Annotated in this window: 11 protein-coding genes; 3 read left to right on the forward strand and 8 right to left on the reverse strand. The window is 73.0% G+C overall.

Annotated features, from left to right (window positions below; translation table 11 throughout):
• Positions 1–7: 7 nt before the first annotated feature.
• The gene (locus AOM04_RS06690; RefSeq protein WP_062464014.1) at positions 8–1279 is read left to right on the forward strand and encodes an ATP-binding protein; all 1272 of its coding nucleotides are present in this window, start codon (positions 8–10) and stop codon (positions 1277–1279) included.
• A 106-nt stretch (positions 1280–1385) separates the two neighbouring features.
• Here AOM04_RS06690 and AOM04_RS06695 read toward each other — a convergent pair whose 3' ends face one another.
• Positions 1386–2930 (reverse strand): MFS transporter, encoded by a 1545-nt coding sequence (locus AOM04_RS06695; RefSeq protein WP_082104457.1) that lies wholly within the window; start codon positions 2928–2930, stop codon positions 1386–1388.
• Between the two features lie 246 nt (positions 2931–3176).
• Here AOM04_RS06695 and AOM04_RS06700 point away from each other — a divergent pair, with 246 nt between their 5' ends.
• Positions 3177–3740: a TetR/AcrR family transcriptional regulator gene (locus AOM04_RS06700; protein ID WP_062464015.1), complete on the forward strand. Its 564-nt coding sequence runs from the start codon at positions 3177–3179 to the stop codon at positions 3738–3740.
• Between the two features lie 7 nt (positions 3741–3747).
• Here AOM04_RS06700 and AOM04_RS06705 read toward each other — a convergent pair whose 3' ends face one another.
• Entirely contained in the window at positions 3748–4329 is a 582-nt protein-coding gene (locus AOM04_RS06705; RefSeq protein WP_062464016.1) for a TetR/AcrR family transcriptional regulator, read from the reverse strand.
• A gap of 85 nt (positions 4330–4414) precedes the next feature.
• On the opposite strand from AOM04_RS06705, the gene AOM04_RS06710 reads away from it, so the two are divergent.
• Positions 4415–5296, forward strand: a complete 882-nt coding sequence (locus AOM04_RS06710; RefSeq protein WP_062464017.1) for an SDR family oxidoreductase — start codon at positions 4415–4417, stop codon at positions 5294–5296.
• A 316-nt stretch (positions 5297–5612) separates the two neighbouring features.
• On the opposite strand, the gene AOM04_RS06715 is transcribed toward AOM04_RS06710, so the two are convergent.
• The 6 genes from AOM04_RS06715 to AOM04_RS06740 form a co-directional block, all read right to left on the reverse strand.
• On the reverse strand, positions 5613–6788 hold the full coding sequence (locus tag AOM04_RS06715; protein ID WP_062464018.1) for a bifunctional 2-methylcitrate synthase/citrate synthase: 1176 nt from the start codon (positions 6786–6788) through the stop codon (positions 5613–5615).
• 32 nt (positions 6789–6820) lie between these two features.
• Positions 6821–7723 (reverse strand): methylisocitrate lyase, encoded by a 903-nt coding sequence (gene prpB / locus AOM04_RS06720; protein WP_062464430.1) that lies wholly within the window; start codon positions 7721–7723, stop codon positions 6821–6823.
• Positions 7724–7731: 8 nt separating this feature from the next.
• A complete protein-coding gene (locus tag AOM04_RS06725; RefSeq protein WP_062464019.1) occupies positions 7732–9264 on the reverse strand; it encodes an MmgE/PrpD family protein in 1533 nt (510 codons plus the stop codon).
• The gene (locus AOM04_RS06730) at positions 9261–9917 is read right to left on the reverse strand and encodes a GntR family transcriptional regulator (protein ID WP_062464020.1); all 657 of its coding nucleotides are present in this window, start codon (positions 9915–9917) and stop codon (positions 9261–9263) included. The genes AOM04_RS06725 and AOM04_RS06730 overlap by 4 nt, the downstream gene beginning before the upstream one ends.
• A gap of 86 nt (positions 9918–10003) precedes the next feature.
• The gene (locus AOM04_RS06735) at positions 10004–11254 is read right to left on the reverse strand and encodes a cytochrome b/b6 domain-containing protein (protein WP_062464021.1); all 1251 of its coding nucleotides are present in this window, start codon (positions 11252–11254) and stop codon (positions 10004–10006) included.
• Positions 11251–12213, reverse strand: a complete 963-nt coding sequence (locus tag AOM04_RS06740) for an electron transfer flavoprotein subunit alpha/FixB family protein (RefSeq protein WP_062464022.1) — start codon at positions 12211–12213, stop codon at positions 11251–11253. The genes AOM04_RS06735 and AOM04_RS06740 overlap by 4 nt, the downstream gene beginning before the upstream one ends.
• Between the last annotated feature and the right edge of the window lie 5 nt (positions 12214–12218).

The following is a 12218-nucleotide window of genomic DNA, read 5'->3' on the forward strand; positions in this document are numbered from 1 at the left end:
TGCCTACATGGCCTACCAACGCCGCATCGTCGACACGATCCTCGACGAGGTCTTCCCCCACCTTGCCGCCATCGCCTTGGAGGGCGCCAAGGGAGTCGGCAAGACGGCGACCGCCACGCAGCGCGCCTCGACCGTGCTCGCGATGAACAACCCGCAGCAGCGCGAGAGCGTCGCCTCCAACCTTGACCGGATCACGGCGGTGGCGGCCCCCGTGCTCATCGACGAGTGGCAGCTCGAACCCGCCGTCTGGGACCGCGTGCGGCGCGCCGTCGACGACGACAGCACAGGTGGCCACTTCCTCCTCGCCGGCTCCGCGGCTGTCGCGCCGGGCACGCCGATCCACTCCGGCGCCGGGCGCATCGTCCGCATGACGATGAGACCGCTCGCCCTCGGCGAGCGCCTGCCCGGAATCGCCACCGTGTCGCTCGGGTCGATGCTCGGGGCCGAGCAGCGGGACATCGCGGGCGAGTCCCCGGTCCTCTTCGACGGCTACGTCGACGAGATCCTCGCGTCGGGCTTCCCTGGCGTCCGCGGCCTGCCCGAGCGCGCACGATCACTGCAGCTCGACAGCTACATCACGAGCATCGTCGACCGCGAGCTGCCCGAGAACGGGATCACGGTGCGACGCCCGGAGGCCTTGCGCGCGTGGCTCGCCGCATACGGCGCCGCGACCGCCTCCACCGCGTCCTACGGCGCGATCCTCGATGCCGCGACGGCGGGCATCACCGCCAAGCCCGCGCGCGCCACGGTGGACTCCTACCGCGACAGCCTCTCGCGGCTCTTCGTGCTCGATCCCGTGCCCGCCTGGACTCCCCGCTTCCACCCACTCAAGCGGCTCGCGCTCGCACCCAAGCATCACCTGGTCGATCCGGCGCTGGCCGCGCGGCTGGCCGGCGTCAGCCGAGCGGCACTGCTCGACGGTCAAGGCTCTCGGATCGACCGCGGTCCCGCCACGTGGCTGGGGGCGCTCTTCGAGTCGCTTGTCACGCAGAGCGTACGGACCTACGCGCAGGCGGTCGACGCCTCGGTGGGGCACCTCCGCACGTGGGATGGCGGACGCGAGGTCGACCTGATCGTCGAAGCGCCGGACGGCCGGATCGTCGCCATCGAGGTGAAGCTGGCCGCGACCGTCGGCGACCGGGACGTCCGCCACCTCAACTGGCTCGCCGACCAGCTCGGCGATCGCGTCGCCGACCGCGTGGTCATCACCACGGGGCCGGCCGCCTACCGTCGCGCGGACGGCGTCGCCGTGGTGCCGCTCGCGCTGCTCGGTCCGTGAGCTCCCGCCACTCTCGGAGATAAGCAGAAGCTCCGGCGACGGGCTGGGACCTGGAAGATCAGGCCCGGACCGTCGCCGGAGCGGTGAGTCGTGCGGGGTCGAGGCGTCAGCCGCGCTCGCCCTCGTCGTCGGAGCCGACGACGGCCGGGACCGCCGCATCGTCCGCGCCGGAGATCTGCTCGCCGGCGGCCGCGACGGCGGACTCCGCCTCGACGTGACCGGCGCCGCCGGACATGCTCCTCGTCCGGACGAGGATGGCGGCGGACAGCGCCGCGAGCAGCACCGCGCCGACCGAGATCCACATGGCGGTCGAGAAGCCGTGGACGGTGGCCTCGGCCATCTCCGCGGGTGTCGAACCGCCGTGGTCGGCGATCCAGTTGGTGGTGGCGGTTGCCGCGACCGTGTTGAGCAGCGCGATGCCGATCGAGCCGCCCACCTGCTGCGTGGTGTTGAGCGTCGCGGACACGACGCCCGCGTCGCTGCCGCGCACCCCGCCGGTGGCGGTCGCCATCGACGGCATGAACGTCATGCCCATGCCCAGGCCGAGGAGGATCAGGCCGGGGAACACGTGGACCCAGTAGGTCGAGTCGACGTCGATCTGCGTGAGGTATGCCAGCGCCGAGGCGCCGATGAGCATGCCGGGGATCATGAGGCGACGCGGGCCCACGCGGGGCAGGAACCGCGCCGAGATGCCCACCGCGCCGGTCATCATGCCGACGACCATGGGCAGGAACGCGACGCCGGTCTTGAGCGGCGAGAAGCCCTGGATGCCCTGCATGTAGTAGGTGAGGAACAGGAAGACACCGAACATGCCGATCTGGGTCAGCCCGACGGCGACGAGCGCGCCCACGCGGTTGCGGTCGCGCAGCAGGTGGAGCGGGAGCAGCGCGTGCGGAGTGCGACGCTCGACGGCGACGAAGATGCCGAGAAGCACCACGCCGAGCCCGAGCATCGACAGCACGAGCGTCGAGGTCCAGCCGTGCTGCTCGGCCTCGCTGAGGCCGTAGACGATCGCGAGCAGGCCCGCGGTCGCGAGCAGCGCGCCGGGGATGTCGAGGCGGGTGCGGATGCCCTCGACGCCGTGGTTGTGCAGGAACAGCGACGCGCCGATGACGGCGAGCACGGCGATCGGCACGTTGACCATGAGGGTCCAGCGCCAGTCGAGGTACTGCGTGAGCGTGCCGCCGAGGATGAGGCCGATCGCGGCGCCGCCGCCGGCGATCGCGCCGTAGATGCCGAGGGCGCGGGCGCGCTCCTTCGGTTCCGTGAACGTGACGTTGAGCATCGACAGCGCGGCGGGTGCGAGCAGCGCGGCGAAGACGCCCTGGAGCGCACGGGCGACGACGAGCATCGCGAAGGTCTGGGAGAACCCGCCGAACGCCGAGGCGGCGGCGAAGCCCACGAGGCCCACGATGAGGACCTGCTTGCGGCCGAAGACGTCGCCGAGGCGGCCGCCGAGGAGCAGCAGGCCGCCGAAGGCGAGCGTGTACGCGGTGATGACCCACTGGCGGTCGGCATCCGAGATGCCGAGGTCCGCCTGCGCGGTGGGCAGCGCGATGTTGACGATGGTCATGTCGAGCACGACCATCAGCTGAGCAAGGCCGATCGCGGCCAGGCCCCACCAGCGGCGGGGATCGGGTGTGATGTCCATGGGAGCCTTTCACGGGCGCGTCGGGACGCGCGGCTGAAACGGGGGCGGCATCGCCGGGGAGCCCTGACGGGCGGGGCCGGGGCCCGGGGGCCGAGGCGGTCGGCGGGTCGGAAGCGGGACGATGGGCCCTTGAGGAACTTCCTAGCCGCCCGGTAAGTTACTGACAGGACGCTATAGTGGAACTAGCCGGCCGTCAAGTCGATTCCCGCGAGACGCAAGAATCTCGACGACCACCGAGAGGACGCCATGACCGAGACCCCCACCCGCCGCCGCGGAGACACCCGTGCGCGCATCCAGGAGGTCGCGCTCGAGCGCTTCACCGACAACGGCTACGACCAGACCTCGCTGCGCGAGATCGCCGAGGACCTGGGCGTCACCAAGGCCGCGCTGTACTACCACTTCAAGACCAAGGACGAGATCCTCGAGTCGCTGCTGAGCGAGGCGTCCGTCGCCCTCGACGCCCTGGTGACGTGGATGCTCGCCGAGCCCTCCACGCGCGAGCGCCGCGTCGAGATGATCCGCCGCCTCGGCGAGATCACCCAGGGCGTGCCGGGCGACGTCATGCGCTGCATCCAGCAGAACGAGGTCGCGCTGCAGAACCTCGGCACGACGACCACCCTGGTCCACGACCTCAAGGTCCGGCTGTGGCAGGCCGCCCTGCCCGACGACGCCTCGATGGAGGACCGCCTCCGCATCCGCATGGCGACCATGGCCGTGCTCATCGCGAACAAGCCGGGGAACGACCTCGGCGGCACCGCGGCCGCGCGTGCCGCCGCGGCTCAGGCGATCGCCGAGGACCTCATCCGCTAGGCGGGGGTCAGCCCAGCGTCGCGGCGGCCTCCCGCAGCTCGGCGAACGCGGCGGCCGTGCGGTCGCGCAGCTCGCCCGGCTCCTCGCCCTCGGCCGGATCCACCCATCCGCGGAAGCCGGTCGAGAAGGCGACCACGCCCATCTCCGCCGCGAGCCGCGCGACGGGTCCCGGCACACCCCGGGCGACCAGCGCATCGTCCATCGCGGCGGCCATGCCGACGGCCTTCATCGCGTTGCGCGCCCGGAACTCGTCGTTGGCGGCGATCGCCGCGTCGATGAGCGGGCTGAGCTCGCGGTTGAACTCGGTCATCGAGGACGATGCGCGGTCCAGCCCGGCGGCGACCGCGTCCAGGGGGGTCGCGCCGGCGGGCGCCTCGGCGATCCCCTCGGCGAGCAGGCGGCTGAGCGTCTCCTGGCCGGCGGTGAGGATGTCGCGCTTGTCGGCGAAGTGGCGATGGAAGGTGCTGCGGGTGAGGCCCGCGCGCTCGGCGATCTGGGCGACGGTGGTCTCGTCGAAGCCCTGCTCGGCGAACAGCTTGAGCGCCTCGACGACGAGGCGCTGGCGGGCGTCGGGCTTCCATCGGGCCATGCGGTCATCGTAGTCGATGCGACACGTGTCGCATCAAGGTGTTACCGTGATGGAACAACTGTCGCATCACTTTCGGAGGTTCACCATGCGCGTCTTCATCACCGGCGGGACCGGTCTCATCGGCGCGGCGGTCGTCGCCGAGCTCCTCGCGGCGGGCCACGAGGTCACGGCCCTCGCCCGCTCGGACGCCTCCGCGGCGACGGCCACCGCCGCCGGCTGCGCCGCGGTGCGCGGGTCGCTGGCGGACCTCGAGGTGCTGCGCGCCGCGGCCGCGGCCTCCGACGGGGTGATCCACCTGGCATTCGGCAACGACTTCAGCTCCCCCGAGGCCCTCGCCGCGAACGTCGCCGAGGAGTCCGCAGCGCTCGAGGTCCTGGGATCCGCCCTGGTGGGCAGCGAGAAGCCGCTGGTAACGGTCGCGGGCACCCCGGGCGTGCCGGGACGCGCGTCGACTGAGGAGGACCCGGTCCCGACCGTGGGCCCCGTGGGCGGACGTGGCCTCGCCGTGATGCGCGCGCTCGGGCTTGCGTCGCAGGGCGTGAGGTCGTCGGCGGTGCGGCTGCCGCGCACCGTGCACTCGGACGGCACGGGCGGCTTCGCCGGGATCCTTACCCGGATCGCCCGCCAGACGGGCGTCGCCGCCTACCCGGGTGACGGCACGCAGCGCTGGCCCGCGGTCCACGCCGCGGACGCCGCAGTGCTGTTCCGCCTCGCGCTCGAGGGCTCGCCCGGCGGCGGCGTGTGGCATGCCGTCGCCGATGACGGCGACGCGGTGCGGGACATCGTCGAGGTGATCGGGCGCCGGCTCGGGCTGCCGGTCGAGTCGCGTCCCGCCGACGCGTTCGGGCCGCTGGGGGCCGTGTTCGCGGCGGACCAGCCATCGTCGAGTGCGCTCACCCGTGCCGAGCTGGGCTGGGAGCCCACGCACCCGAGCCTGCTCGAGGACCTCGAGCTGATCGAGGCCTGACTCTCCCCTACCCGCACGGCGGTCGGGACGCTCAGTCCTCAAGAATCGGTGACTTCGGCGATCTCGGGACGCTCAGTCCTCGGCCGCGCGAGCCCGGGCGGGCGCTCTTGGCTGGCGCTCGCGGCGGGGCCAGCCCATGCGCGGTCCCCCGGCGTGTGAGGACTGAGCGTCCCGAAACGGGCGCCCAGGCCGAATCCTGAGGACTGAGCGTCCCGAGCCGCGAGCGAAGCTGCGCGCGCCGAGCCGCGAGCGGAGCTCAGCGTCCCGCGAGGTGGGGTCCTCAAGGATTCGGGAGTGCTGAGCGTCCCAACCCCTCTCAGCCGGCCATCTCCTCCTGGCGGGTCGCGGCCGCCACGTGCGCGGCATCCGCCACGTACCCGTCGAGATGCCGCTCCGGCACGCCGTCGTACACGGACAGCGGCCGGATCAGCGCATTGTCGGCGAGCTGCTCCTGGATGTGCGCCGTCCAGCCGGCGATCCGCGCCATCACGAAGATCGGCGTGAACAGCTCGGTGTCGAAGCCCATGAGGTGGTACGCCGGGCCCGACGGGTAGTCGAGGTTCGGGTAGATCCCCTTGCGGCTCACGAACTCGGTCTCGAGGGTGTCGTAGAGCTCCGCGATGTCGGGACGGTCGTAGTGCGCGACGAGCGTGTCGAGCGACGCCTTCATGGTGGGCACGCGCGAGTCGCCGCGCTTGTACACGCGGTGGCCGAAGCCCATGACCTTCCGCTTGGCCGCCAGAGCATCGTCCAGCCAGGGCCCGACCCGATCGGCAGACCCGATCTCGTCGAACGTGCGCATGACCGCCTCGTTGGCGCCGCCGTGAAGCGGTCCCTTGAGCGCCCCGATGGCCGCGACCACGGCCGAGTAGTAGTCCGACAGAGTCGAGGTCACCACGCGCGCGGTGAACGTCGAGGCGTTGAACGAGTGCTCGGCGTAGAGCGTCATGGACACGTCGAACGCCTTGCGCACGGTCTCGTCGGGCTCCTCGCCGAACGTCATCCACAGGAAGTTCGCGGCGTAGCCGAGGTCCTCGCGCGGCGGCACGAGCGGCAGGCCGCGACGGTGGCGCTGGATGTAAGCGACGACGGCGGGCACCTTCGCGATGAGGATGAGGGCCTTCTCGCGGATCTCGTCCGGGTCGGTGGACCACGCGGTCGGGTCCTCGCCGCCCATCACGCTGACCGCCGTGCGCACCACGTCCATGGGGTGGGTCTCGTCGGGCAGCCTCTCGATCACGCCCATGAGGCGGTCGCCGAGCTCGCGATGCGAGCGCTCGAGCGCGAGCGCCCGCTCGCGCTGCTCGGGCGTGGGCAGGTCGCCGTTCCACAGCAGGTGCACCACGTCCTCGAAGGAGCACATCGCCGCGAGCTCCTGGACGGGGTACCCGCGGTACAGCAGCGAGTTGGTCTCGACGTTGACCTTCGACACGGCCGTGCGGTCGGCGACCACGCCGACCAGGCCCTTCCGGATCTCGGTGGTGTCGCTCATGATCACTCCTTTGTGATGGACGATGCGGTGGTTCAGTCGCGCGCGACCGTGAAGGTGTAGACGTCCTCGTCGAAGCGGGAGTAGCCCTCGTAGTCGAGGAGCTCGTAGAGGTCGGCGCGGTGCTGCATCTCGCCGAGCCGCGAGGTGAGGACGCCCTTGGTCTCGAGGGTGTCGAGGGCCCGCATCGCGGAGCCCATCGCGAGGCGCAGGAGCGACACGGGCCAGATGACCACGTTGACCCCCACGTCGCGCAGCGCGTCGACGGTGAACAGCTCGGACTTCCCGAACTCCGTCATGTTGGCGAGGATCGGCACGTCGACGGCGGCGCTCACGGCCTCGAACTCAGCGAGCGTGGCCATGGCCTCGGGGAAGATCGCGTCGGCGCCCGCGTCGACGAGTGCCCGCGCCCGGTCAACGGCATCCGCGAGACCCGAGACCCCGCGCACGTCGGTGCGGGCCATGATGAGCAGGTTCGGGTCGCGCCGGCCGTCGACGGCGGCCCTGATCCGGCGCACCGCGAGGTCGAGCCCCACCACCTCCTTGCCGTCGAGGTGGCCGCACCGCTTGGGGTTGACCTGGTCCTCGATGTGCAGGCCCGCGACGCCGGCGTCCTCCATCTCCTGGACGGTGCGCGCGACGTTCATCGGCTCACCGAATCCGGTGTCGGCGTCGACCAGCACCGGCAGGTCGGTGACGCGCGCGATCTGCCGGGCGCGGCCCGCGACCTCGGTGAGCGTGGTGAGCCCGATGTCCGGCAGGCCGAGGTCGGCGGAGATCACGGCGCCGGAGACGTACACGCCCTCGAAGCCGCGCTCGCCGATGAGCCGCGCGGACAGCGGGTTGAACGCGCCGGGCATGCGCAGCAGCTCGCCGCTCGCGAGCCGCTCGCGGAACGCCGCGCGCTTGGCGGCGGCGGGGGTGGTCGCGTAGAGCATCATGCCTCCTAGAGCAGTCCGGCCGGGGCGGGCGCCGAGGCGCGCACCGCATCGGTCACGGTGAAGGTGAGCCGGCCGAGCTCCTCGGCGGTGAGCGACGGCAGCCGCTGGGCGACGTCAAGGAACCGCTCGGCCTCCGCGTCCTCGAGCACCCCGGAGGCGAGCGTGCGGAACTTGCGGACGTAGTCGGCGCGCGCGAACGGCCGCGCGCCGAGCGGGTGGGCGTCCGCGACCGCGATCTCGTCGCGGAACACGGAGCCGTCGGTGAACGTCACCTCGATCGAGCCGCCGAATGCCTTCTCGGCCGGGTCGTTCGAGTGGTACCTCCGGGTCCACTCCGGGTCCTCGGTGGTGACGATGCGCCGCCACAGGGCGACGGTGTCCGGCCGGGCGGCGCGCGCGGGCAGGTAGGACGACTCGTGGTCGAAGGCGCCGTCCTGCAGCGCCACCGTGAAGATGTACGGCAGCGAGTGGTCGAGCGTCTCGCGGCTGGCCTCGGGCGAGTACTTCTCGGGGTCGCCCGCGCCGGACCCGATGACGAAGTGGGTGTGGTGCGAGGTCGCGAGCACGATCCGCTCGACCCGCGCCGGGTCGCCCACCTCCGGGTGCGACCCGTGCAGGCGGCGCGCGAGGTCGATCCACGCCTGCGACTGATACTCCGCGGAGTGCTCCTTGGTGTACGAGTCGAGGATCGCGCGGCGCGGCTCCCCCGGCTCGGGCAGCGGCACCTCGTAGGACGCGTCGAAGCCGCCCAGCAGCCACGCGATCACGCCGTCCTCGCCCTCGTAGATGGGCGTCGGCGAGGTCTGGCCGCGCATCGCGCGGTCCACGGCCTCGACGGCGAGCTTGCCCGCCAGCGCGGGCGCGTGCGCCTTCCACGACGAGATCTCGCCCTTGCGGGACTGGCGCGTCGCGGTGGTCGTGTGAAGGGCCTGTCCGACGGCCTGGAAGATCACCTCGGGACCCAGCCCGAGCATCGTCCCGATGCCCGCCGCCGCGGACGGGCCCAGGTGCGCGACGTGGTCGATCTTGTGGCGGTGCAGGCTGATCGCCTTGACGAGGTCGATCTGGATCTCGTAGCCCGTGACGATGCCGCGCAGCAGGTCCGCGCCCGTGATCCCGCGCGCCGCCGCGTGCTGGGCGGCCGCGAGGATGGGCGGGATGTTGTCGCCGGGGTGCGAGTACTCCTCGGCGAGGAACGTGTCGTGGTAGTCGAGCTCACGCACCGCCACCCCGTTCGCCCACGCGGCCCACTCGGCGCTCACGCGCGTCGCGAGCGGCTCGCCGAACACGATCGCTCCCGCTCCCCCGGACGATGCGCCGTGGGCCAGCGCCTGCGCGCGGGCCGCCGCGGGGGCGGAGCGGGCGTAGGAGGCGGCCGCCACCGCAGCGTTGTCGATGACGCGGTTGATCACCATGTCCTCGACGTCGGCGTCGACCGGCACCTGCTCGGCGGCGACCTCCGCGAGACGCCAGGCGAGCTGCTCGCCGCGCGGCAGCGCCTCGGCCGAGGTGTGGGCGCGGACGGTCCAGGTCTTCATCGACGAGGCTCCTTGGGGTCGGTGTCGAGGGAACGGACGATGCTCGCCAGGCTGCGGTGGAGGTGCAGCTCGGTGGCGTGGGCGGCCATGGTCGACGAGCCCTCGACGATCGCGTCGAGGATGAGCAGGTGCTCCTGGGTGGCCTCGCGCAGGCGGGCCTCGTCGTCGCTCGAGACCCGGCGCAGGCGCGCGACGTGCGCGCGGACGCTGCGGAGCGCCGCCTGGAGGTAGGGGTTGGCGGCGGCGGCGTCGATCGCGGCGTCCATCCGGGCCGTGAGCGCGTAGAAGTCCTCGCGCGATCCCCCGGCGGCCAGGCCCTCGCCGGCCGCGCGGACCTCCTCGCGCAGGACCGCGAACACGGCCGGGTCGCGCCGCTGGGCGGCGAGGGCCGCGGCCTTGACCTCGAGCGCCTCGCGGATCTCGAACAGGTCGCGGACGGCGTCGAGCGAGAGGCCGGCGACCACGAGGCCGCGGCCGCCGCGCGCCGCGACGAGGCCGTCGCCCTGGAGCCGCGAGAGGGCCTCGCGCAGCGGGGTGCGGGAGACGCCGAGGCGCTCGGACTGCTCGATCTCGGCGAGCGGCGCGCCCGGCGCGAGGGCCCCGTCGAGGATCTCCTCGCGGAGAAGCTCGTAGACACGCTCGCTCGTCCTCACGCCGCCTCCTCGCGGTTCTGCATGCACACGCATGCCGTTCGAGCCGAACCTAGCACCGCGACGCCAGTTCTGTATACAGAAATGCGTCAGCGGCTGGTGACGTCCCCGAATCGGCCCGCGACGGGCGCCAGGAGAAGCGGGCGCAGCGCGGCCATCGCGGCGGCGGTCACGGCAAGCGACAGCAGGAACAGCGCCACGCCCAGCCACGTGGCCGAGTCGCGTCCCGCGAACATCGCGTCGAGGTTCTCCCGCGCACCGGTGGTGAGCACCAGCGCCACGTGGCCCACCACGAATGCGACGAAGTAGATCATCACCGGGAAGTGCACCGCCCGGGCGACGTTCTTCGGGTAGATCCGGTCGAGCCGGCCCCCGCCGCGCCAGTAGATGCTCATGCGCACGCCCGTGATCACCGCGAGCGGCGCCGCGACGAACACCGTGAGGAAGTACATGAGCTGCTGGAGCGCGTTGTAGTAGACCCACCCGTGCTCGGCGGGCCAGTTCAGCGACGCGTACTGCAGCACCGTGCTGACGGCGTTCGGGATGACCGACCAGCTCGTCGGCACGATCCGCACCCACTGCCCGGTCGAGAGCAGCAGCACGATGTAGGCGGCGCCGTTCGCGACCCACAGGACGTCGAGGGCCTGGTGCGTCCAGGCGAGCAGGCCGATGCGGTCCTTCGGATCGGAGCGCCGCGCCCAGTAGGCCTCGGGCCGGGTCTGATACCGCACCGCGAGGCCCGTGCGCAGGATCAGCGCGATGAGGAACATGTTGAAGAAGTGCGTCCACGACACCCACGCGGGGATCCCCACGGGCGCGCCCTCGGGCAGCGCGTAGGTGCCCGGGTAGTTCTCCATGAAGCTCGCCACCGCGTCGAGGCCCACGAGCCAGCGCGCCACGAGGATCACGAGCGCCACCACCGCGAGCAGGGCCGCGACCGCGATCGCGGCGCGCCCGCCGCGGCCCATGCGGCGCGGGGTCGGCACGGGTTCGGAGGACGATGCGGGCGTCGGGACGGCCTCGGGCGCGGGCTCGGGTGCGGCGTCGGGCGCGGGCGCCTCCTCCTCGACGGCCGCGGCCACGATCCGCGCGGGCGCCATCCCCGCGGGCGGCCAGGGTTCGCCGGTGGGCTCCCGGGGCAGGCCCCGGCGCAACGGCACGGTCCCGGAGGGCGCGGCGGCCGCGACCGCCGCCGCGGTCGGCGGCGCCTCCGCGGGCTCGACCACCGGCTCGGGCGCGTCGACGGCCGACGCGACCGGCGCATCGTCCCCGGGGCGCGCGGGCGGCCAGGGCTCGCCGCCGGGGGTGCGAGGCAGGCCGCGGCGCACGGCGGGGCTCACGCGTCCTTCCTCGCCTCGAGCGCCGCGATGAGCTGCGGCACCACGTCGAACAGGTCCCCGACCACGCCGAAGTCGGCGATCTCGAAGAGCGGCGCCTCGGCGTCGGTGTTGACGACGACGATGGTCTTCGCGGTCTGCATGCCGGCGCGATGCTGGATCGCGCCGGAGATGCCGAGCGCGACGTAGAGGTCCGGCGAGACGGACACGCCGGTCTGTCCCACCTGGTGCGAGGCGGGCACGTAGCCCTCGTCGACGGCGACGCGCGAGGCGCCCACCGCGGCGCCCAGCGCGTCCGCCAGCTGCTCGACCAGCGCGAACTGCTCGGCCGAGCCGATGCCGCGGCCGCCGGAGACCACCTTGGCGGCGCTGCGCAGGTCGGGCCGGTCGGAGGTCTCGACGATCGGGTCGACGGAGACGACCGTCACCGCGGGCAGCCCCGAGGCCTCGACGTCGAGCTCCTCGACGGGCGGGTCCGTGACGGCCTCGGCGCGCGCGTCGACCGCGCCCTGCCGCAGCGTCACCACGGGGGCGCCGAACGTGGGCGCCGAGTCGACGAGGAACCCGCCGCCGTAGATGCTGTGGTGCGCGACCACGCCCTCGGCGTCGCGGGACACGCTCACGGCGTCGACCGCCAGCGCGGAGCGCGTCCGCGCGGCGTACCGGGCCGCGGCCTCGCGGCCGTCGACGGAGTGCGAGGCGAGCACGGCGCCGGGCCGCACGCGCGCGGCGGCGGCCTCGAGCGCGTCGACCACGCCGACGCCTGCCGCGCCCGCGGGGGCGGCGAGCACTCGGGTCGCGCCGAGCGCGCCGGCGGCGGCGGCCTGTGCCGCGGCGCCGTCGCCGACGACGAGCGCGACGGGGTCGCCCACCAGTGACGCCGCGCCGAGCAGCGCCGCGGACGAGGCCGCGAGGCCGCCCTCGGCATCGCGGTCGAGCAGGACCAGGATCGTCTCGGTCATGCCGC

Source organism: Demequina soli (genome assembly GCF_000971195.1).
Classification (GTDB): domain Bacteria; phylum Actinomycetota; class Actinomycetes; order Actinomycetales; family Demequinaceae; genus Demequina; species Demequina soli.